Origin of the sequence: Streptomyces sp. NPDC006739 (assembly GCF_042869815.1) — a bacterium.
GTDB lineage: Bacteria > Actinomycetota > Actinomycetes > Streptomycetales > Streptomycetaceae > Streptomyces.
In genome coordinates this window covers 133,747-154,189 of record NZ_JBIAGM010000004.1, presented here as the reverse complement: position 1 = coordinate 154,189, position 20,443 = coordinate 133,747, and the positions used below count along the sequence as shown (strand labels likewise).

At 72.2% G+C, this 20,443-nt stretch carries 19 protein-coding genes and 1 tRNA gene; 11 read left to right on the top strand and 9 right to left on the bottom strand.

Annotation, left to right across the window (positions count from 1 at the left end; all coding sequences use genetic code 11):
• Window positions 1-79: 79 nt before the first annotated feature.
• The 4 genes from ACFYMM_RS10490 to ACFYMM_RS10475 all read right to left on the bottom strand — a co-directional run bounded on the left by ACFYMM_RS10490 (window position 80) and on the right by ACFYMM_RS10475 (window position 3,666).
• Entirely contained in the window at window positions 80-1,513 is a 1,434-nt protein-coding gene (locus tag ACFYMM_RS10490; RefSeq protein WP_388385438.1) for an MFS transporter, read from the bottom strand.
• Between the two features lie 59 nt (window positions 1,514-1,572).
• Complete coding sequence (locus ACFYMM_RS10485) at window positions 1,573-1,803, bottom strand: tautomerase family protein (RefSeq protein ID WP_361250961.1); 231 nt, start codon at window positions 1,801-1,803, stop codon at window positions 1,573-1,575.
• 223 nt (window positions 1,804-2,026) lie between these two features.
• Window positions 2,027-2,815, bottom strand: a complete 789-nt coding sequence (locus ACFYMM_RS10480) for an SDR family NAD(P)-dependent oxidoreductase (RefSeq protein ID WP_388385437.1) — start codon at window positions 2,813-2,815, stop codon at window positions 2,027-2,029.
• A gap of 248 nt (window positions 2,816-3,063) precedes the next feature.
• Complete coding sequence (locus ACFYMM_RS10475; RefSeq protein ID WP_388385436.1) at window positions 3,064-3,666, bottom strand: TetR/AcrR family transcriptional regulator; 603 nt, start codon at window positions 3,664-3,666, stop codon at window positions 3,064-3,066.
• Window positions 3,667-3,910: 244 nt separating this feature from the next.
• On the opposite strand from ACFYMM_RS10475, the gene ACFYMM_RS10470 reads away from it, so the two are divergent.
• From ACFYMM_RS10470 to ACFYMM_RS10450, 5 genes are all read left to right on the top strand, one after another.
• Window positions 3,911-4,729 (top strand): AfsA-related hotdog domain-containing protein, encoded by an 819-nt coding sequence (locus ACFYMM_RS10470; protein ID WP_388385435.1) that lies wholly within the window; start codon window positions 3,911-3,913, stop codon window positions 4,727-4,729.
• Window positions 4,730-4,870: 141 nt separating this feature from the next.
• The gene (locus tag ACFYMM_RS10465) at window positions 4,871-5,503 is read left to right on the top strand and encodes a hypothetical protein (RefSeq protein ID WP_388385434.1); all 633 of its coding nucleotides are present in this window, start codon (window positions 4,871-4,873) and stop codon (window positions 5,501-5,503) included.
• 186 nt (window positions 5,504-5,689) lie between these two features.
• Window positions 5,690-6,583: a hypothetical protein gene (locus ACFYMM_RS10460; RefSeq protein WP_388385433.1), complete on the top strand. Its 894-nt coding sequence runs from the start codon at window positions 5,690-5,692 to the stop codon at window positions 6,581-6,583.
• Between the two features lie 52 nt (window positions 6,584-6,635).
• A complete protein-coding gene (locus tag ACFYMM_RS10455) occupies window positions 6,636-7,748 on the top strand; it encodes a 3-oxoacyl-ACP synthase III family protein (protein ID WP_388385432.1) in 1,113 nt (370 codons plus the stop codon).
• A 128-nt stretch (window positions 7,749-7,876) separates the two neighbouring features.
• The gene (locus ACFYMM_RS10450; protein ID WP_388385431.1) at window positions 7,877-8,089 is read left to right on the top strand and encodes a hypothetical protein; all 213 of its coding nucleotides are present in this window, start codon (window positions 7,877-7,879) and stop codon (window positions 8,087-8,089) included.
• Window positions 8,090-8,163: 74 nt separating this feature from the next.
• On the opposite strand, the gene ACFYMM_RS10445 is transcribed toward ACFYMM_RS10450, so the two are convergent.
• Together ACFYMM_RS10445 and ACFYMM_RS10440 are read right to left on the bottom strand one after the other, a co-directional pair.
• Window positions 8,164-8,967, bottom strand: coding sequence for an HAD family hydrolase (locus tag ACFYMM_RS10445; protein WP_388385430.1), 804 nt, complete (start codon window positions 8,965-8,967; stop codon window positions 8,164-8,166).
• A gap of 207 nt (window positions 8,968-9,174) precedes the next feature.
• Window positions 9,175-9,247, bottom strand: a tRNA-Ala gene (locus ACFYMM_RS10440).
• A gap of 183 nt (window positions 9,248-9,430) precedes the next feature.
• Between ACFYMM_RS10440 and ACFYMM_RS10435 the strand changes: the two genes are divergently transcribed.
• Window positions 9,431-9,979: a helix-turn-helix domain-containing protein gene (locus tag ACFYMM_RS10435; RefSeq protein ID WP_388385429.1), complete on the top strand. Its 549-nt coding sequence runs from the start codon at window positions 9,431-9,433 to the stop codon at window positions 9,977-9,979.
• 150 nt (window positions 9,980-10,129) lie between these two features.
• Entirely contained in the window at window positions 10,130-11,554 is a 1,425-nt protein-coding gene (locus ACFYMM_RS10430) for a serine/threonine-protein kinase (protein WP_388385428.1), read from the top strand.
• On the opposite strand, the gene ACFYMM_RS10425 is transcribed toward ACFYMM_RS10430, so the two are convergent.
• Both ACFYMM_RS10425 and ACFYMM_RS10420 read right to left on the bottom strand, forming a co-directional pair.
• On the bottom strand, window positions 11,518-12,846 hold the full coding sequence (locus ACFYMM_RS10425) for a hypothetical protein (protein ID WP_388385427.1): 1,329 nt from the start codon (window positions 12,844-12,846) through the stop codon (window positions 11,518-11,520). The two genes, ACFYMM_RS10430 and ACFYMM_RS10425, sit on opposite strands and share 37 nt — an antisense overlap.
• A gap of 145 nt (window positions 12,847-12,991) precedes the next feature.
• The gene (locus ACFYMM_RS10420) at window positions 12,992-13,120 is read right to left on the bottom strand and encodes a DLW-39 family protein (RefSeq protein WP_003999697.1); all 129 of its coding nucleotides are present in this window, start codon (window positions 13,118-13,120) and stop codon (window positions 12,992-12,994) included.
• Between the two features lie 337 nt (window positions 13,121-13,457).
• Between ACFYMM_RS10420 and ACFYMM_RS10415 the strand changes: the two genes are divergently transcribed.
• The gene (locus tag ACFYMM_RS10415) at window positions 13,458-13,787 is read left to right on the top strand and encodes a DUF6344 domain-containing protein (RefSeq protein WP_388385426.1); all 330 of its coding nucleotides are present in this window, start codon (window positions 13,458-13,460) and stop codon (window positions 13,785-13,787) included.
• A 158-nt stretch (window positions 13,788-13,945) separates the two neighbouring features.
• Window positions 13,946-14,725, top strand: coding sequence for a glycosyltransferase family 2 protein (locus tag ACFYMM_RS10410; RefSeq protein WP_388385425.1), 780 nt, complete (start codon window positions 13,946-13,948; stop codon window positions 14,723-14,725).
• 70 nt (window positions 14,726-14,795) lie between these two features.
• On the opposite strand, the gene ACFYMM_RS10405 is transcribed toward ACFYMM_RS10410, so the two are convergent.
• On the bottom strand, window positions 14,796-15,251 hold the full coding sequence (locus ACFYMM_RS10405; protein WP_388385424.1) for a hypothetical protein: 456 nt from the start codon (window positions 15,249-15,251) through the stop codon (window positions 14,796-14,798).
• Window positions 15,252-15,479: 228 nt separating this feature from the next.
• Here ACFYMM_RS10405 and ACFYMM_RS10400 point away from each other — a divergent pair, with 228 nt between their 5' ends.
• Both ACFYMM_RS10400 and ACFYMM_RS10395 read left to right on the top strand, forming a co-directional pair.
• On the top strand, window positions 15,480-15,968 hold the full coding sequence (locus tag ACFYMM_RS10400; RefSeq protein WP_388385423.1) for a hypothetical protein: 489 nt from the start codon (window positions 15,480-15,482) through the stop codon (window positions 15,966-15,968).
• 219 nt (window positions 15,969-16,187) lie between these two features.
• Window positions 16,188-20,318: an AAA family ATPase gene (locus ACFYMM_RS10395; RefSeq protein ID WP_388385422.1), complete on the top strand. Its 4,131-nt coding sequence runs from the start codon at window positions 16,188-16,190 to the stop codon at window positions 20,316-20,318.
• The last annotated feature ends 125 nt before the right edge of the window (window positions 20,319-20,443 follow it).

Sequence of the window (20,443 nt, the reverse complement as noted above, 5' to 3'; positions counted from 1 at the left end):
CTGGGGCCTTCGTACGTGGCCGAGCGGTAGGCGGGGGGTGGATGCACCGCCCGGCCGTCCAGGGGCGTGTCGGACGCCCCTAGGCCTTGCCACCGGCCTTCCTGGACAGGCGCGGCAGCAGCAGGGCCGTGGCCACGGCCGTCGTCAGCAGCATCGCGACGCTGATCACGAAGCTGGTGTCGAAGCCCTGCTGGAAGTGCGAGGTGTCCGCGATCAGCGCGCCGAAGGCCGCCACCGCGATGCAACTGCCCACCTGGCGGAAGGTGTTGAGCACCGCGGCCGCCGTGCCCGCCCGCTCGCCGTCGATGTTCTCCAGGATCGCCGCCGTCAGCGACGGCACCGCGAGCCCGCCGCCCAGGCCGATCGGGACCAGCAGCAGCACCGGGATCAGGTACGAGGTGTGGGAGGTGACCGTGAGCATCAGCAGCGAACCGGCGGTCATGACCAGCTGGCCGATGGTCATCGGCACCCACGCGCCCTTGCGTGCCGCCAGCTTGACGCCCGCCATGTTGACGATGGAGATCAGCGCGCACATCGGGATGAACATCGCGCCGGTGCTGACCGGAGAAGCCCCGCGCACCTGCTGGAAGTACATGCCGAGCAGGAAGATGGCGCCGTAGAAGACCGCGTTGATGGTGAAGCCGGCCGCCAGGCAGACCAGCACCGTGCGGGACTTGAAGATGCCCAGCGGCACCATCGGGTGCTCGCGCCGCGACTGGGTCACCACGAACACCGCCGTGGCCACGACCGACAGCGCCAGCGTGCCCAGCACGTCCGCGCCGCCCCAGCCCGCACGCCCGCCCTCGATCACCGCGTAGGTCAGACCGGCCAGGGACGCCACGACCGACAGCTGCCCGAGGAGGTCGACCGGGGCCGCACGGCGGGGCGAGGGGGTGATCCGGGTCAGCAGGGCGAGACCGAGCGCGCCCACCGGAATGTTCAGGTAGAACACCGCCCGCCAGCTCAGCCCGCTGGTGAGCATGCCGCCGATCACCGGGCCGACGGCGACCGCGACGGAACCGGCGGCCGTCCAGATCGCGATGGCCCGCGCCCGCTTGCCCGGGTCGGAGTAGGTCTGCCGGATCAGCGCGAGCGAGGCCGGCACCATCAGCGCGGCGGCACCGCCCTGCACCATGCGGGCGCCGATCAACGTGCCCAGGTTGGGTGCGATGCCGCAGGCCACGGAGGCCACGGTGAAGGCGGCGAGACCCCAGGCGTAGGCCCGGGTGGCGCCGATCCGGTCCGAGAAGGTGCCGGCCGACAGCATGAAGGCCGCGAACATCAGGGTGTAGCCGTCGACGATCCACTGCAGGTCGGCCATCGAGCCGCGCAGGTTGTGGGAGATGGCCGGCAGGGCCACGTTGACGACCGAGCCGTCGAGGGAGATGACGAAGAAGGCGAGCAGGGCTGCCGCGAGGACGGTGGTGGGGGAGCTGCGCCGCGGGGTGGACGGATCACCGACCGGTACGACCGGGCGCCGGTCGGTCCGCGCGGACCGGGTCAGGATGGCCATGGGAAATCTCCTTGGAAGCGGCCGAGTTGGTGGGGGGGCTGGCGGGATGCGGAGCGCGGTCAGGCGTCGGCCGGCGCGGCGCGGCGGCGGCTGAGTTCGGCGAACTCGGGGTTCGTGCCGAGCACTCCGCCCTCGCCCCAGCGGTTCTGCGGAATTTCCTGGATGTAGACGGTGATCTTGTCGAGGGGTGCGCCGATGACGCGGTGCACCGTGGCGGTCAGCTCCTCGATCAGCTCCTGGCACTTCTCGTCGGTCTGGTTCGGCCAGGTGGTCATGGAGAGGATGGGCATGACGAAGCTCCTTCGGGCGTGGGCGTGGGGCGTTCGGGGTGCGCGGGGGTGCGGGGCGTACGGCTTACGGGCGTCACGGGCTGTTCGGCACGCCGGGTGCGGGGTGCACCGGACTGCACGAGGTGCGGGCGTACGACGCCACACGGGCGAACAGGCGTACGGGCGGCGGGATCCGCGCCGGGTGGTGAGCGGCGCGCGAGCCCCGGGGGGCGGGGGCCGGGACCTAGAGTCCGGCCGAGGCACCGCCGTCGAGAGTGATCGCGGCACCCGCGACATGGCGGGCCGCGGGTGAGAGCAGGAAGGCGGCGAGCCGGGCGACATCGGCCGGGTCCGCGAGCGTGCCGAGCGGAGTCTGGGCGGCGACCTGGGCGCTGACCTCCTCGGCGGTGGCCCCGGTGCGGTCGCCGATGGCCTTGGCGATCTCGTCCCACAGCGGGGTGCGCACCGCACCCGGGTCGAGCACGTTGACCCGGACGCCACGGCGGCCGAGATCCTTGGAGACGGCCTTGGCGAAGGCGGCGAGGGCGGCGTTGACCGCGCTGTTCACCGGGAAGAGCGGGTCGGGGTCCTTCCGGAAGACCCCGCTGACCAGCACCACCGAGCCGCCTCCGGCCTCGGCCAGCGGGCCGGACAGCGCCCGGGTGAGCCGGACCGCGCCCATCAGCTTGGCGTTGAAGGTGGTCTGCCACATGTCGTCGGTCGTCTCGTCGAGCGGGGCCAGCGGGCCGTCACCGGCCGTGTGCACCAGTCCGTCGACCCGGCCCAGCTCCATGAGCAGCGCGGCGACGGTGGCGTCGACCGAGGCGCTGGAGTTGATGTCGGTCTCGTACGCGACCAGGCGGCCGGCGCCGCCGGTGCGGGTGTCCACCTCGGCGCGTGTCCGCTCCAGCCGGGCCGCGTCGCGACCGAGCAGGGCGACGGTGGCGTCGGAGCGAGCCAGCTCCTCCACCACGGCGGAGCCCATGCCGCCGGTGGCGCCGCTGACGACGATGACGGGGGCGACGGTGTCCACGGTTCCTCGATTCCCGGGGCAGCGCCCCCGATTGATTGCCTGTCAGTTCATGTCGAGTGACCCGGACCGAGCGCGTCCGGCCTGACGATGAAGAAGGTAGCGGGGTTCGAGGACGAGCGCAACCATCTAGTTGGTTTTCAGTGGGGCGGCCACCCCGGACAACAGAAAAGGGAGCCCGGGAAAACCCGAACTCCCTTGCGGATGGAGCGATACGACGGCCACTCAGGCCCGGCCGCGGGACAGACCTCTCAGACGGATCCCTGCAGCACGTTGTCGATGATCGAGTGCCCGTGCGCCACGACACTGGCCCGCAACAGCGCCCAGCCCGACTCCGTGTCGCCGCCCGGCCCCAGCATCAGCCGGCGCTGCTGCGGCACGATGAACGGCCAGGACGCGATGCCGACCAGGGCGATGAGCACCCGGGCCGCCGCGGTGGGGTCGTCGACGCCGAGGGCGAGGCTGAGCGCGGCCGTCTTGTGGACGTAGTACGCCTCGCGTTCCTTCTCGTCCGGGATCGGCTTGTCCCGGTAGTGCAGACCCTCCCAGGCCAGCAGCCGCACCAGGTCGGACCGGCGGTGGTAGTCGAAGACCTCGCCGACATAACGGCGCAGCCCCTCCTCCGTGGTGGGGATGGGGACGGCCTCGGACATGTGGGCGTACACCTTGGCCATCACGGCCGCGAAAAGGGCTTCCTTGTTGCCGAAGTAGGCGTAGATCCGCTGCTTGTTGACGCCGGAGCGCTCGGCGATGCGGTCGACGCGCGCACCCGCGAGACCGTACTCGGAGAACTCGGCCTCGGCCGCCTCCAGAAGCTTGGCGCGGGTCTGCTGTCCCTTGGGTGTCTCAGCCATGGGAAGAGCCTAGTCCACCGTGAAACCAACTGGATAGTTCAGAAAAACCAACTAGATGGTTGCGCTCAGCCCCTGGCTTCCTCTACGGTCTTCCCATCGGCGCCGCCACCCCGGAAGAACCGGGACGGAAGAGGCGGCAGGCCCTGTACGTCAGCTGTTCCTGCACGTCAGCTGTTCCTGTTCGGCACTCCTCCCGTCCTGCGGCCCTCCCTCGGGCACCGGCCGCCCCACCAAGGAGAAACGCATGTCATCCACAGCCACTCCCCGTACCCTGCTGCTCGTCGGTGACCGTTTTGCCGGATTCGCCGCTCAGCAGGACGTCCTCACCGTCTCGCAGTTCATCGAGGAGATGCGCCTCGGGGTGTACTCCTGGGACTCCCGGCCGATTCGGATCCGGGCCGGCCAGGGCGTCACCGTCGTCGAGTGGGAACGTGTCCGCGGCGAGGCCCTGCTCCTCGGCCTCACCGAGCGGCTCGACTTCGACTTCCGGGCGCCGGACCTGGCCGGCCGCGGCGAGGCCCACAAGCACCTGAGCAGCAACACCCTCATAGCCGACCTCAGGCGGGACGGCGAGGACCTGTTCTCCGCCACGCTGCGGGTCCACAACGACAACGAGCTGCTCATCGACCACCAGACCGGCGAGCACGTCCAGGGCATGGTCGCCGTCGAGGCCGCCCGGCAGATGTTCCTCGCGGTCAGCGAGCGCTATCACGCCTCCCGCTACCTGGACCGGTCGTACTACTACGTCATCGAGTCGCTCAACACCGGCTTCGAGAACTTCCTCTTCCCGGTCGACGCCACGATCGTCTACCACACGGTCCGCGCCGAACTCGACAACCCGGACCGGCTCTCCTTCGAAGCGGAGATCTCCCTCCACCAGGCCGGCCGCCGTGCCTCGATCACCACCGTGAGCTACACGGCCTTCGACTCGCCGGTCATCGAGGCCAAGGAGCACCGCAGGGCCCGGATCGCCGTCGAGCACGCGGTTCGCACGGCATCACCCGCGGCCACGGCGGCGGGGGCCGCGGCCGCCGCCCGGCAGCCGGTGCTGGTCGGCGCCTGAACCACCGACGCCGTACGTCACGCCTCACACCTCACACCCACCTGCGCCAGGTCCACGCAGACCGCCGTCACGTGCACCTTCGTCATACGCACTCCGTCCCGCAGCACGCGAATCCCGAACTCAGACACCAAGGAGACCGCCATGTCCGCTTCCGCTTCCGCCGCCCTGATCACCGCCACCGAGCTGTTCGCCAAGCCCGAGCAGATCGACGCCGTCGCCGAGGCCTGGCAGCGCCACAACGACGCGTCCGGCTTCGCTGGCCGCATCCTCTACCGCGGCCTGGAGAGCAACTCCGTGCTGGAGCTGGCCCCGCTGGACGGCTTCGAGCAGATGGAGGAGCTGCGCGCCGACTGGTGGAAGCTGTGGGAGGCCGTCGGCCCGCTCGGCGAGGGCGACTTCCGCCGCCAGTTCCTGCAGTTCGTCGAGGCCCCCAAGCCGGCCGCGGGCGCCCTGCCCGACACCCGGTACGTGCAGATGCGGCACGTCGAGGTCGTGCCGCGCGTCTACCGGCAGTACCGCGCCTGGCGCGAGGAGACCATCTTCGACGTCGTGCGCACCTCGGAGGAGGTCAAGAGCTTCCAGGCCTTCCACTCGCTGGCCAGCACCGAGCCCGGCGTGATGTTCGTGTCCGGCTTCGACGCCGACCCGGCGAAGTACATGGAGGCCTTCACCTCCCCGCGCTACCAGCAGATCGTCCGGGAAGCCGGCGACACCTACATCACCGGAGGCGACAACGGCCTGTACACCCGCATCTACGAGCGCGTCACCGCCTGACCCGACGACCACCCCACGGCCGGCCGCGCGGCCCCCCGCCACCGAGCGAGAACGTCCGCGGCCGGCCGTCGGCATACGGTCCCTGCGCCCACGGGCCTCTTCCCGACGGCCCCGTATGCCCAACGCCTCCACCCCACGGCCTCGTACCGGCTTCAGACCGGCGAAGGAGCAGAAGGAGCACCCGACATGACCCTCACACCCGTGGCCCCGGCACCCGTCGCGGCCGCCCCGAAGACCCGGACCTACGACCTGAGCGTCACCACACAGGGCCCGCTGTACCCGCCGAGCGAGATCGTGGACGAGAACGGCGACTTCGTCGTCATCGGCCGCATCAACCGCCCCGGCCCCGACGGCGCCACCGTCTCCGAGTGGGGCGGCGCCATAGTCTCCCCCGACAGCCCGCTGCCGCCGTTCGGGCAGAACCTGCCGTACGACGTCGTCCGCGATCTCGACCTCGCCGACCCCACCGGACCGGATGCCCAGGTCCAGCTCTCCACCCTGCCCCTCCCCCTGCCCTGCAACAACTACCCGATGCTCTTCGCCCCGGAGCAGCGCCCCGACGCGCACGACGTGCGCCGCCCGAGCTATCCGCTGCACGGCGCGCCCATCCCCGACCTGCGGGAGGAGGACGGCCCGAGGGTGCGGGAGCCCATCACGCTCGGCCAGTGGATCAAGGCCCGGGGTCAGCTGGAGGTGCATGTGCCGGCGCACCGGCGCAGTGCGGACTTCTCGTTCGCCTTCACCGGCCTGATCCCTGACAGCCTCTACACGGTCATGTCGCTGCGCGAGCACGACCTCGACCCGGCGGGCCCGACCCGCCCCGGCCCGCTCGGCGTGCCCAACGCGTTCATCAGCGACAGCAACGGCATGGGCCACTACCGGGCGACGCTGCCCAACCCCTTCCCGGCACCGGGCACCCCCGGCGCGAACCGGGTGATCAACGTGGTCGTTCTGTGGATGAGCTACCAGCAGAACTACGGCGGCGCCATCGGCCACTTCGGTCTCGGCGGCGACATCCACGCCCAGCTGAAGATGCAGGGGCCGAGCTTCGGCGAGTTCACGACCGAGCCCGCCAACTGACCCGACCCGCACAGCAGTTCCCGCCCCATCGCCACGACACCCGGGAGTGACCATGAACACCGCGATCGGCATCATCGCCACCGGCTCCTACCTGCCCGCCACGGTCGTCGACAACACGGAGGTCGGCGAGGCGGCCGGAGTGACCGCCGAATGGATCGAACGCAAGACCGGCATACGACGACGGCACCGCGCCGCCGCCCACGAGGCCACCTCGGACCTCGCCGCCCAGGCGGCCCGGCAGGCCCTGGAACAGGCGGGTCTGACACCCGACGAGATCGCGTACGTCGTCGTCGCGACCTCCACCCCCGACCATCCCCAGCCCGCCACGGCGGCCATCGTCACGGACCTCATAGGGGCCCGTCAGGCCGCGGCCTTCGACGTCAACTCGGTGTGCAGCGGCTTCATGTTCGCGCTGACGGCCGCGGACCGCATGCTGCGCGCGGACGCGGCCGAGGACGCGGCCGGCGGGCAGACGCCCGGGCGGGGGCCGTACGCCCTGGTGATCGGCGCGGACGTCTACTCCCGCATCCTGGACCCGGCCGACCGCAAGACCGCCATCCTGTTCGGGGACGGGGCGGGTGCCGTGGTGCTCGGCCCGGTGCCGGCCGGCACCGGCGGCATCACCACCAGCCTGACCACGCGCGGCGACCAGCACCGGCTGATCAGCGTGCCGGCCGGCGGCAGCAGGCGGCCGGCGTCGGCGGACACGCTGGCGGAGGGTGCGCACTGGTTCACCATGGACGGGCGCGGCGTCCGCGGGTTCGTGCACGAGAACCTGCCGGGCGCGATCCACACCCTGCTGGCCAAGGCGGAGGTACCCGCCCGCGCCGTCCGCCACTTCGTCCCGCACCAGGCGAACGGTGTGATGCTGGCCGAGGTCTGGCCCGCGCTCGGCCTGGACACGGCCCGGATGCATCTGGCCCTGGCCCATCACGGCAACACCGGCGCCGCCTCGGTTCCGATCACCCTCGATCTGGCGCACCGCCGCGGGCTGTTCACCGAGGGAGACGTGACCGTCCTGTCGGCCTTCGGCGGCGGCATGTCGGTGGGTTCGGCCCTGCTGCGCTGGGCCCCGACCCGGCACGCCCGCCCGGCCAGGACCAGCACCGAGGCGCTCGTCCCGGCCGTACCGGTGCGGGAGCCGGCACTGGCCGGGGCGCGGTAGCAGGGCCGGCACCCGCCGTACGGCAGCAGCGAAGTGCAGAACGAAGTGCAGAACGAAGTCCCACGAGCAAGCACCGGAGAGAAAAACGCGACCGTCACCCGCATCCGGCCCCGTACCGAGGAGAAGCAGTGATCACCATGGAAACCACCGCCCAGCGGACCACCACCGCCCCCAGTTCCCGCCTCTGTGTCCTGTCCAACGGCAGCATCGCCTCGGTCCGGCACGACGGACGCTGGTACCTGCTCAACACCGGCCCGGAGGCCAGGACACCCGTCCTGCGTCTGGCGGGCGACGCCGACGACGCGGGCCTGGAGCCGCACATCTGCCGGAGCATCGACTGATCCCGCACACGCGTCGGGGGACGGCGGGCCACAGCCCGGACCGTCCCCCGACGCCTGTTCACGGCGTCTCGCGCTCAGCCCAGCGGCAGGGCGCACTGCCCGTCGCAGTCCGCGGAGAGCTCGTCCCGGCCCATGGACCAGCAGGCGAGCGCACAACCGGACACGGCGGCCCCGGCCCGCTCCGCACGCCGGACGAGATAGTCCCGTACGGCGGGGTCGTCGCCGACGGCCCGGGCGTGGCCGACGCAGTCGAGCATGGGGAAGTCCGAGGAGTGGTCCCCGTAGGCGTAGCAGTCGAGCGGGTTGACGCCGGGGTGTTCGGCGAGCATGCGCAGCACCACGGCCCGCTTGCCCTCGCCGATCACGGGCTCGGGCACCTCGCCGGTGTAGCGGCCGTCGGCCACGTCCGGGGTGGTGCACAGGACGTGCCGGGCTCCGATGCGCTCGGCGATGGGCTCCAGGCAGGGCGGGAAGGAGCCGGAGACGAGCACGATCTCGGCACCGGCGGCACGGTGCCGCTCCAGCTCGGCCGCGGTCGACGCGATGAAGAACCCGGGGTCCGCGGCGGCGAGGGAGAACCACTCCCGGCCGAGGGCGGTCATCTCGGCCGCGCTCTCACCTGCGTAGGAGCGGTAGTAGGAGCGGTTGACGACCTCACGGGGCACTCCGGAGGCGGCCCGTCGCCTGATGTCCCCGCGGATGGACCGGTAGCGCTCCTCGCCCGCGTCGCCGTAGCGCCGTACCAGCTGGAAGCGCAGGAACTCGAACATGCTCTTGCAGTCGATCAAGGTCTCGTCGACGTCGCAGAAGACCAGATAGGCGGGCCGGTGCCCGCCGTCGGCCGACGCCTCGACGCCCATGTCTGCCACCACTGTCATGCGCAACCTCCCCCTGGATGCCCGGTGCGGCACCGGGTCCAATAAAATTCGTTCTAGAAGGTATCATTAATTGGCGTCAAGGTCCGGCGCCTCCGCGACCAGAGCTCCGAGAGGGAGCCCTCGCGCTGCTCACGGCCGGCCGGGCACCCGTCCAGACAAAAAGACCCCCCTGACCGCGCTTTCGCAGATCAGAGGGGTGTATCCAAGTGGAGCCTAGGGGAGTCGAACCCCTGACATCTGCCATGCAAAGACAGCGCTCTACCAACTGAGCTAAGGCCCCGGACGGGTAGCGCCCAGCCGGAGGAACCGCGTTCCGGTGGGTGCCGCAGACCAGAGTACCGGGTCACCCGGGGTATCCCGCAAAAGTTTGGGGGTCCCCGCGCATGACCACTCTCCGTAGGATGCTCGACGTGGTTCGCTACAGCGAACCGCGGTATCTCAGGGGAAGCGATGGGGAGACGCAATGGACGCCGCACAGCAGGAAGCCACCGCCAGAGCGCGGGAGCTGCAGCGGAACTGGTACGGGGAGCCGTTGGGGGCGCTCTTCCGTAAGCTCATCGAGGATCTCGGTCTCAACCAGGCCCGTCTCGCGGCGGTCCTGGGGCTGTCCGCTCCGATGCTGTCGCAGCTGATGAGCGGCCAGCGGGCGAAGATCGGGAACCCGGCCGTGGTCCAGCGGGTGCAGCTGCTGCAGGACCTGGCCGCACAGGTCGCGGACGGCAGCGTCAGCGCGGCCGAGGCGACCGAGCGCATGGACGAGATCAAGAAGTCACAGGGGGGTTCGGTGCTCAGCAACGCCACACAGACGACCAACAGTTCGGGGGCGCCCACGGTCAAGCGGGTGGTCCGCGAGATCCAGTCGCTGCTGCGCTCGGTGGCCGCCGCCGGCGACATCATCGAGGCCGCCGACACCCTCGCTCCGAGCCACCCCGAACTGGCCGAGTTCCTCCGGGTCTACGGCGCCGGCCGCACCTCCGACGCGGTCGCGCACTACCAGTCCCACCAGAACTGAGCCCAGGGCCCGGGGAGGGGTCGTAGCTCTCATCACGGGGGAAGCAAGTCTCACGGGGGAAACAAGCTTCACGGGGGTATCAGGGGGTACGGCGCGGTAGCAGGGGGTACGGCGCCGCAGGGGCCGCAGGGGGAGGAGCGACGGGCAGGCATGGGTGAGGTCTTCGCCGGGCGGTACGAGCTGGCCGACCCGATCGGACGCGGTGGCGTGGGTGCCGTCTGGCGGGCCTGGGACCACCGCCGGCGCCGCTACGTGGCCGCCAAGGTGCTCCAACAGCGCGACGCCCACTCGCTCCTGCGCTTCGTACGGGAACAAGCGCTGCGGATCGACCACCCCCACGTCCTCGCCCCGGCCAGCTGGGCCGCCGACGACGACAAGGTCCTGTTCACCATGGACCTGGTGGCCGGCGGCTCACTCGTGCACCTCGTCGGCGACTACGGCCCGCTGCCGCCGCTGTTCGTGTGCACCCTGCTCGACCAACTCCTGTCGGGGCTATCGGCGGTGCACGCGGAAGGCGTCGTCCACCGTGACATCAAACCCGCCAACGTCCTGCTCGAGGCCACCGGAACCGGCCGGCCGCGGCTGCGGCTGTCCGACTTCGGCATCGCCATGCGGCTGGGCGAGCCGCGCCTGACCGAGACCAACCTCGTGGTGGGGACGCCCGGTTACCTCGCACCCGAGCAACTGCTGGGCTCCGACCCGGACTTCCCGGCCGATCTGTTCGCTGTGGGCCTGGTCGCCCTGTACCTGCTCGAAGGTGCCAAACCCGATGCCAAGGCCCTGTTGCAGTACTTCGCGGAGCACGGAACACCCGGTGCGCCCCAGGGCGTACCCGAGCCGCTGTGGCAGGTCGTCGCCACGCTCCTGCAGCCGGACCCGGCAGCCCGGTTCCGCACGGCCACGGGAGCGCGCAAGGCGCTCGCCTCCGCCGTGGAACTCCTCGCGGAGCCCGGACCCGACGACGAGTTGATCGAGATATTCGACCAAATCGGCCCGCTGCCACCGGGATTCGGCCCCGACGGGCCGCTCAAGCCGGCCTCCGGCGTGGATCCGGAGAAGGCGGCGACGGAAGGGTCCGACCGGGAGATCCGTAGCGCGGACGGTACGGCATCGCACGGGGCGGAGGCGGGCGGGGCGGAGGCCGTCGACCCGACGCCCGATCCCCGCCTGGGCACCGGCACCCTGCCGCCGATCCCCGCGGCCCTGCCCGTGCCCCCTCTTCCGAAGTCCACGTCCATGTCGGACACCGGCAGCTTCCGTCTCCCGCCCCCGAGGCTCCTCGACGCGCCGCCCACCCCGACTCCGACCCCCACGCCCACACCGACCCCGGTCACCGAGGCCCGCGCGGATCCCGGCACCGCCTCGTACACCGCTCACAACACCCCACGCCCCGCGCACGCACCGTATCCCGAAGGCCCGGAACGCGCCGAAAGCCCCGAAGGCACCGGCCCCCGCCGCCATCGCAGGCGCCGCCCGGATCGCCGGCCCGGGCCTCCGGCCAAGGCGGCGATCCCGATCCTGCTCCTGGCGCTGGCCTGCTACGCCGTGGGCTTCTGGGCGCTGGCCCGGGTCTGACCCCGACGGGCCGCCACCGTCCACACCCCGAGCACCGACAGCAGCGCGGTCCCGGCGCCGATCCCGCCCACCGCGACCACCCGCATCACGGTGGCACCGCCTCCGTTGCTCCCTGTGCCACCGCCGTCGCTCCCGTTGCTCCGGTTGATCCCGTCGGTCCCGGCCGCCGCGGCCTGCCGGTCCTGGGCCGTCACCTCGAAGAGGTCGTGCGGCTGGGACTGCCCTGCGTACCCGGGCCCGGCATGCGGGGCGCCGCCGACCCGCACGCGCAGCGTCACCCCGAACGGTCCCGGCCCGAACATGTCCGCCATCTGCCCGTTGAGGTGCACGACGAGGTAGTAGTCACCGGCGAAGCGGACAGCACTCACCTCGTCCAGCACGGCGTACCGGTTGGCGTACTCGACCGGCGGCAGGGGCCGCAGCTCGGCCGACTTCTGGGTGCCGGTGTAACTGACGGACATGTCGTCGACGTGGCCGCGTACGGGGTTGTAGAGCGCCATGTCCAGGGCGCCGGTGACATAACTGCGGGCGCCGCTGAACCCGCCCAGTTCGGCGGTGGCGTGCACCTGCTGCCCCCAGTCGACCGGCACCTTGTAGAAGAGGGTCTGGCCGGGCTCGATGTCGGAACGCCAGACGCCCTGGCCGACCGTGGCGGCGGTGGCGAACCCGGCGCCGCCCGCCCGCCGGTGCGGCTCGCCGGTCAGGGGCCGGGGCGAGGAGGAGTCCCAGACCTCGGGCGCGCCGGTGGCACCGGCCTTCGCCGCACGTGGCTCGGAGACCGGGGCCAGCTCCAGGTCCCAGCTGCCCTGGCCCGCCGCCCCGGACCCGGTCGCGTCCACCCGCTCCACCTGCACGTAGTACGTCCCCGGACCCTGGCACAGCGCCTTGCCGACGTCCCGCCACCCGAGCGCCGTGACGGGCTGGGGGCTGTGTCCGGCGCCGAAGCTCGCGGCGGCGTTGGAGCAGGTGGTGCCGTGGGCGTCCCGCATCGACACCCTGATGCCATCGGTGGCGGCGACCGTGGCGGTCGACGGGGGGACGGCGGTGACGGGGACGTACGCCGTGGTGGTGGCCGTGAGGTCGAGGCGGTAGGAGAGCTTGCCGTTCCTCGGGATGGAGCTGCGGTAGATCCGCCCGGGCTCCAGCCGCTGTGCATCGGTGGTGCCGGCCGCCCCCCGGACGAACCGCGCGCCCGGCGCGAAGGCGTACGAGCCCTGGGCGGAGGCGTGCGCCCCCTGCGCCCCGGCCGCCGTCGCGCTCGTCCCGGTCAGGGCGGCCACGGCACACAGCACGGCGCCCACCACGGCCGCCGTCCCCGCTCTCGTCGCTCTCTTCGTCGCTCTCGTCGTCCGTCGTCGTCGCACTGGCCCATCCTGGCAACGCAAAACCCCGACCGCGAGAGGCGGTCGGGGTCTGATCAGATTCCGGTGTCGTTACTCACGAACCCGTGGGCACGGAGTCAGTCGCCTCCGTCCACAGATCCTGCTCGGCGCGATCCGCCTGGATCTGGCGGTACACGAGGAGCCCGCCGATGGCGGCCAGTGCGACCAGGAGAAGCTTCTTCACCGCGCGACCTCGTCTTTCCTTGACGTAGGGGACCTCTGGCGCCCGACTATACACACCGGCCGATACCGATCGGTGACCTACGTCGGGGCCCAACTCCCGCACCCCGGAGCCAAGTAGCGCGGACCGTCTCCGTTCCGATCGGAGGGTGATCACACCCGCACAGACGGTCAGATTTCGCAACTTTTGAACCCTTGAGACGCTTTTCTGCGCTGTTACGTCCATCCGAGTGGTGTTGATCTGAACTTCGACGCGACACGGGCGGCGGTCCGACGCTCCTCGGCCTCCATACACATCATGAGGGAAGTACGCAAATCGCCCAACCCGAAAGTGAGGGGCCATGACCCAGAACAAGGTCATGAAGCTGTGGACCGCCATCGTCACCGCCTTCCTCGCGCTGTGCACGGCGCTCGGACTCGTCACCGCGACCACCGCCGCGGCCGCACCGCAGACCGAGACCCCGCGCAACAGCGCCACGCAGCCGACGGTCCCGGCGGTGTCCCACTGGGCCTGGTCCCATGGCCGGGCACTGCCCCCCACGATGAAACAGCGCATCCGGGCCGAGGCCCACGGCAAGACCCCCGGCTGTCGCCACCGCTCCCTCCCGGACACGGACCCGGAATCGGAAGCGAACAGTGCGACGGAGCCGACAGCCACCCTCGAATGCTGACCCTCTGAAGGCAGGAAGACCCGACGGCGAGCTTGCGTACAGCGGCACCCCAGGGTGAGGACCCCCGACCGGCCGGTCGGGGGTCCTCGCATGTGTGGGGGCCTGCTGCGTGCTTGAGTAGGGGTGCCGAGGACGGTGAGCGAAAGGTGCGCGTGGTGGTGAGTACGGCCGGGAGCGGGCGCATCGTCGTCGTCACCGCGGTGCACGGCCCCTCGGCGCCGTTCCTGGGCGAGGCGTACAAGTCGCTGTGCGAACAGGAGCTGCCGGACGGCTGGGAATGGCGCTGGGTGATCCAGGAAGACGGCCTGACCGACCGGGTGCGTCCCCACGTACCCGACGACGAGCGGGTGGACTTCCGGCAGGGCCGGGCCGGTGGCCTCGGCGGTCCCGGGGTCGCCCGCACGATCGCCCTGGCGCACGCGGACGGCGCGTACGTCAAGGTCCTGGACGCCGACGACCAGCTCGCCCCCGGCGCCCTCGCCCGCGACCTGGCCGCCCTGGAAGCCGACCGCACACTCGGCTGGGCGACGTCCCGGGTGCTCGACCTGCTGCCCGACGGCTCCACGGCAGGCTTTCCGGGCGACCCCGAGAACGGCCCGTTGGAGCGCGGCGCGGTGCTCGACTTCTGGGCGGCGAACGGTTTCCTCGCCCAGGTCCACCCGGCGACGCTCTTCGTCCGGCGCGATCTGCTGCTGGCCCTCGGCGGCTGGATGGCGCTGCCCGCCTCCGAGGACACCGGCCTGCTGCTGGCGCTGAACGCGGTCAGTCGTGGCTGGTTCACCGGGGAGGTGGGGCTGCTCTACCGCAAGTGGGAGGGGCAGATGACCGGGCAGCGGGCCCATGTGGACCCCGACGAACGGGACGCCCGGATGGCGGTGGTGGAGGCGCGGGCGCGGGCGTTGGCGTCCTTCGGATGGAGCTGCCCCGGCATCGGGTGACACCGCACCGGGTGCCGCCGCACCGGGTGCCGCTGCCCCCTTGAGACGCCGTGACCGCCCCGCGTACGGCTCACCGAACCGGCGCGGCCGGCCCCCTGTCGCCGCCGGCCACGGCGAGCCACCGGGCGACCGTGCGCACGGACGTCTCGTCCAGCCGGTCGGCGAGGGCCTCGACGGCGGCCCAGTCGGCCGGGGAGAGGTCGTAGAGGCCCGCCTTGCCCAGACCGGCCACGAGGACCTGCCGGCGCCGGCCGCTCATGCGTTCCGTGAGCGTGCTCGGCTGCCGTTCCGGAGCGGAGGCGGGCGAACCGGACGCCTCGCGGTCGGTCGAGGGCGTCGGCGGGCTCGCCGCCACCTCGTCGAAGCGCTGCCACGCCCCGTCCTTCGGGCCCCACAGACTGACCGTGAGGTCGCCGCCCCGCGCCCGCACCGTGTGGGCCATCTCGCCGAGCGCGTACCGCACGGGCGCGCGGTGGGGCGATTCCGCGCACACCTGCCAGGAGGCCGAGGACGGCCGATAGGCCATCGCCACCCAGCGCGGGGGGCCCGGCGGCTGCGGACTCCGGGGACCTGTTTCCATTCCGATCACCCTTCCGATCGCCCTGCCGATCACCTTTCGGGCGTTGCACGGCAGAGGGACCATAACTGACGGAGCGTCAGGTATCCAGGGTGCGCTTCTTTTCTCTTCGCGGCCGGCATGGCACCCTGCCCCGGCAGCCGGACACGGTGTCGTCTCGACGGCCGGGAGGCATGAATGAGCGGATCGGCAGAGGCACGGGAAATACCGGAAGCACCAGACGCACCGGAAGCGCTCAGAACAATCCATGCCACCCGCGCCCACAGCGCGTACGAGCGCGCGGCAGCGGCCTGTCGGCAGGCCGGAATCGACCCCTCCGGGGCCGAGACCGTACCTACGACGCCTGCCGGCCGGGCCGCGAACGCCCTGCGCCTGTGCGCGCGGTCGCTCGACGCGCTCCCCTCGACCGCGCCGGACCCGGCGGCGGACGCCCGCTGCGCCCGCAACGCCGCGGCCACCGCCGCCCTCGCCGCCCAGGTAGCCACCCGCACGGACCTGAGGCCTGCTGTGAACGCTGCTGTGGAGGCCGCGGCCCTCGCCGCGTCACGGGCCGCCGCGCTGGCGGCCGGCGGGACGGCGGGCGGACGGGACACGTCCCTGAACGCCGCCGCCGACGAGGCCGAGGAACGCGCGGTCGCGGCCGCGCGCGAGGCCGGATGGCTCTGACGGTCCCGGCCCGGGGATCCCGCGTCGTTCGGTACCGGTCCCTCCCCACGTGGGGACCGGTACCGAACGACGCGGGACCACCGCGAGCAGGACCGTCGTGATCCTGCCACCCGGGTCCGAAACCGAGGAGGGACCGGAGTCCGGATCAGGGACTTCCCGCAGGTCAGCCGTATAGAGTGGATTTTCCGGTCCGGATGTCAGGTGCGGGGGAAGTTAGGGGTGGGGACCTTGAGTCTCGACTCAGGGGTACGCACAGCCTTCGCGGAACGTCTCGCGCTGCTGTACAAGGAGGCGGGGAACCCTCCCCTGAAGCGCGTCGCCGAGGCCGTCGTACGGCTTCAGCGGGTCGACGAGCGAGGGCGGCCCGTACGGGTGTCCGCCCAGCGGATCAGCGACTGGCGACGCGCCAGGAACGTACCGGCGCAGTTCGCGGCCCTCGCCGCGGTGCTGCAGGTCCTGATCCCCGAGGCGCGGCGCGTCCGGCCCAAACCCGCGGCCACCGGTCTGTACGACCTCGCCGAGTGGCAGCGCCTGTGGCAGAGCGCGGTGGCCGACCCGGTCGGCGACCGGACCGCGGCCGCCACGGACGAGGAGGAACACTCCCCGGCAGAGGCCGCGGCGGTCACCGGCGTGTGCCCCTACCGCGGGCTCGCCTCCTACCGGGAGCAGGACGCCCGGTGGTTCTTCGGCCGGGAGCGCAGCACGGACGCGCTCGTCGCCCAACTCCGCGCGGCGGAACGGACCGGCGGACTGGTCGTGCTCGTCGGCGCCTCGGGGGCCGGCAAGTCCTCCCTGCTGAACGCCGGCCTCGTGCCCGCCGTGCAGAACGGCGCGCTGGGCGGCGAGGGCGACGGGCCCAGGGACGTGGTGCAGCTCGTGCCGGGAGGCGATCCGCTCGGGGAACTGACGCGCCGGATCCCCGAACTCGCCGCCGTCACCGAGGCGTCGCAGGCCACCACGACCGACCCGACCGGTATAGCGGACACGGCGGACACGCACACCGAAACAGGCTCGGCCAACCCGGCGGACGCGGCTCACGAGCCCGGCAGCCCGCGGTTCGCGCGGGCCGTGCGGGAGGCCATGACGGCTTGGGCCGGGCGGGGGAGGGCCGGGCGCGAGAGGGCCGGAGTCGTGCCGTCCGACGGCGCGTCGGCGGCCGCCCCTCGGCCCGTGGTCGTCGTGGACCAGTTCGAGGAAACCTTCACCCTGTGCCCCAGTGAGGCGGACCGCCGCACCTTCATCCAGCTCCTGCACGCCGCGTGCACTCCCTCGGACGACGACGGGACCGCCCCCGTCCTCGTCGTCCTCGGCATGCGCGCCGACTTCTACGAGCAGTGCCTCGCCCATCCGGAACTGGCCGACGCCCTGCAGCACCGGCACATGGTCCTCGGCCCGCTCACCACCGCGGAGCTGCGCGAGGCCGTCACCGGCCCGGCCAAGGCCGTCGGCCTGGAACTCGAACCGGGGCTGGCCGAGTTGATCCTGCGTGAGGTGAGCGCCGACGGCCCCCGGGGCACCCACGACACGGGCGCCCTGCCGCTGCTCTCCCACGCCCTGCTCGCCACCTGGCAGCGCCGCAAGGCGGGCCGGCTCACGCTGGCCGGCTACCGGGCGGCGGGCGGCATCCAGGGCGCGGTGGCGGCGACCGCCGAGCGGGCCTGGTCCGGCCTGGACCCGGCCGCGCGCACGGCCGCCAGGCTGCTGCTGCTGAGGCTGGTCCGGCTGGGCGAGGACACCCAGGCCACCCGCAGGCGCGGCACCCGGCGCCAGCTGGCGGAGGAGTCGACGGACCCGCACGGTACGGAGGAGTCGCTGGAGGCCCTCGTCAGGGCGCGGCTGGTGACGCTCGACGCGGAGAGCGTGGAGATCACCCACGAGGCGCTGCTGCACGCCTGGCCACGGCTGCGCGACTGGATCGACGAGGACCGGGGCGGCAACCTGCTGCGCCAGCGCCTGGAGGAGGACGGCAGGTCCTGGGAGGGCTCGAACCGCGACTCGTCCCTCCTCTACCGGGGCTCCCGGCTCGAACAGGCCCACGCCTGGGCGAAGTCCGCCGGTGACACCTTCCTCACGCGCAGCGCGGCGGAGTTCCTCGCCGCCTCGGTCAGGCTGCGCAGGCGCACGGTGTGGATCAGCCGTGCCGCGGTGTCCGCCCTGGTCGTCCTGGCCGTCGTGGCGGTCGGTTCGGCGGTGGAGGCCTGGCAGCAGCGCAACGACGCCGTGTTCGAGCAGGTCGTCGCCGAGGCCGACCGGGTCCAGTACACGGACCCCTCGCTCTCCGCCCAACTGGACCTGGTCGCGCACCATCTGCGCCCGGGCGACGAGGGCGCGAACAACCGGCTGATCTCGATCGTCAACGCGCCCCTGGCCACCCCGCTGCTCGGCCACACCGGTGCCGTGTACCTCACCACGTTCAGCCCGGACGGCCGCCTCCTGGCCACCGCCAGCGCCGACCGCACCGTACGCCTGTGGAACGTCTCGGACCCGAACCGGCCCAAGCCGCTCGGCGGCCCCCTCACCGGTCACACCAGCTGGGTCAGCAGCGCGGTCTTCAGCCCCGACGGCCACACCCTGGCCAGCGCCTCGGACGACGGCACGGTCCGGCTGTGGGACGTACGCGACCCGGGCCGCCCGAAGCCGCTGGGCACGCCCCTGAACGGCCACGACGGCACGATCTACCTGATCGCCTTCAGCCCGGACGGCCGTACGCTGGCCACGGCGGACGAGGACCACACCGTCCGCCTGTGGGACACCGGCGTCCCGGGCCGGCCCAGGCCGCTGTCCGTCCTGACCGGGCACAGTGCCGCCGTGCGCTCCCTCGCCTTCAGCCCCGACGGCAGGAGGCTCGCCGCGGGCGGCGACGACGACACGATCATGCTGTGGAACACGGCCGACCCGCGCCACCCGGAGCGCGTCGGGCCGAAGCTGACCGGTCACACCGGCACGGTGCACTCGGTGGCCTTCAGCCCCGACGGCTCCACCCTGGCCAGCGGCAGCGCGGACGACACCATACGGCTGTGGAACGTGGCCGACCCGGCGCACGCGGGGCCCCTCGGCTCCCCTCTCACCGGCCACACCGGCCCGATCTGGTCGGTGGCCTTCAACCCCGGCGGCACCATGCTCGCCGCCGCCAGCGCGGACAGCACGGCGAGCCTGTGGAACGTCAGCGACCCGGCCTCGCCGTCCCAGGTCGGCGAACCCCTCGCGGGCGGCAGCGGGGAGATGTACGCGCTGGGCTTCAGCCCCGACGGCCGTACCCTCGCGACCGGCAGCGGCGACAGCAAGGTCCGGCTGTGGTCGGTACCGACCTCGGACATGATCGGCCGCCGCGGGGTGTTCCGCCCGGACGGCCGGGTGCTCGCCACGGCCGCCCGCGACGGACGCATCCGGCTGTGGGACGTGCGCGACGCCGGCCGGCCCGTCTCACTGGCCAGGCCCTTCATGCCCGCCGACGGCGGCGACCGGTCGCCGGCGTTCTCGCCCGACGGCCGCACCCTCGCGGTGCTGACCGGGAACCGGACGGTGGCGCTGTGGAACCTCACCGACCCGGCCCACCCGGTCCCCGCCGGACCCGACATCGCCCTGCGCACCCTGTTCATGGGCCCCTTCGCGATCGCCTACAGCCCGGACGGGCGCACCCTGGCGACCGCCTACGAGGACCGCACCATCCAGCTGTGGAACGTCACCGACCCCTCCCGTGTGACCCCGCTCGGCAAGCCGCTCACCGGTCCCAAGGGGTTCATCGACTCCCTCGCCTTCACCCCGGACGGGCGCACGCTCGCCGGCGGCAGCGAGGACGGCGTCATACGGCTGTGGAACGTCACCGACCCATCCCACGCGCTGCCGCTCGGCAGGTCGCTCACCGGCCACCTCGGCCCGGTCAACGCGCTCGCCTACAGCCCGGACGGCCGGACCCTGGCCAGCGGCAGCGACGACGACACGGTCCGCCTGTGGAACGTCAGCGCCCCCCTGGAGGCGGCGCCGCTGGGCCCAGCGCTCATCGGTCACTCCGAGGCGGTGGTGTCCCTGACCTTCAGCCAGGACGGCCGCACCCTCGCCAGCGGAGGCAACGACAACACGGTCCGCCTGTGGAACGTCAGCGATCCGGCCAGGGCCGATCCCATCGGCCAGTCGATGCGCCCCAACGCGAAGACGGGCAACTTCCTGTCCTTCAGCCCCACCAGCCACCTGCTCGGCGTCTCCAGCGGCTCCGACACGATCCGCCTGTGGAACCTGGACACGGACGCGGCGATCCGGCGCATCTGCTCGACCACCCGGGGCGTGCTGACCCCGGCGAAATGGCACGAATACCTGCCCCGGCTCTCCTACGACCCCCCGTGCGGCCGGTAACGATCACAACTCTTCGACGCCACTGCCAAGTTCTTCCCCCACGGAGCCTAGGTCCTTGTTACCCTTGGCCATAGCCCGACCGCTGGTGCATCCCCCGTCGCCAGCGGTCGGGCGTTTGCGTTGCC

Bases quoted from the DNA above. Each gene is read 5' to 3' on its own strand.
- ACFYMM_RS10430 (WP_388385428.1), top strand. From the start codon at position 10,130: ATGGGTGAGGTCTTCGCCGGGCGGTACGAGCTGGCCGACCCGATCGGA.
- ACFYMM_RS10400 (WP_388385423.1), top strand. From the start codon at position 15,480: ATGAGCGGATCGGCAGAGGCACGGGAAATACCGGAAGCACCAGACGCA.
- ACFYMM_RS10485 (WP_361250961.1), bottom strand. From the start codon at position 1,803: ATGCCCATCCTCTCCATGACCACCTGGCCGAACCAGACCGACGAGAAG.
- ACFYMM_RS10470 (WP_388385435.1), top strand. From the start codon at position 3,911: ATGTCATCCACAGCCACTCCCCGTACCCTGCTGCTCGTCGGTGACCGT.
- ACFYMM_RS10435 (WP_388385429.1), top strand. From the start codon at position 9,431: ATGGACGCCGCACAGCAGGAAGCCACCGCCAGAGCGCGGGAGCTGCAG.
- ACFYMM_RS10445 (WP_388385430.1), bottom strand. From the start codon at position 8,967: ATGACAGTGGTGGCAGACATGGGCGTCGAGGCGTCGGCCGACGGCGGG.
- ACFYMM_RS10460 (WP_388385433.1), top strand. From the start codon at position 5,690: ATGACCCTCACACCCGTGGCCCCGGCACCCGTCGCGGCCGCCCCGAAG.
- ACFYMM_RS10475 (WP_388385436.1), bottom strand. From the start codon at position 3,666: ATGGCTGAGACACCCAAGGGACAGCAGACCCGCGCCAAGCTTCTGGAG.
- ACFYMM_RS10465 (WP_388385434.1), top strand. From the start codon at position 4,871: ATGTCCGCTTCCGCTTCCGCCGCCCTGATCACCGCCACCGAGCTGTTC.
- ACFYMM_RS10405 (WP_388385424.1), bottom strand. From the start codon at position 15,251: ATGGCCTATCGGCCGTCCTCGGCCTCCTGGCAGGTGTGCGCGGAATCG.
- ACFYMM_RS10490 (WP_388385438.1), bottom strand. From the start codon at position 1,513: ATGGCCATCCTGACCCGGTCCGCGCGGACCGACCGGCGCCCGGTCGTA.
- ACFYMM_RS10415 (WP_388385426.1), top strand. From the start codon at position 13,458: ATGACCCAGAACAAGGTCATGAAGCTGTGGACCGCCATCGTCACCGCC.
- ACFYMM_RS10455 (WP_388385432.1), top strand. From the start codon at position 6,636: ATGAACACCGCGATCGGCATCATCGCCACCGGCTCCTACCTGCCCGCC.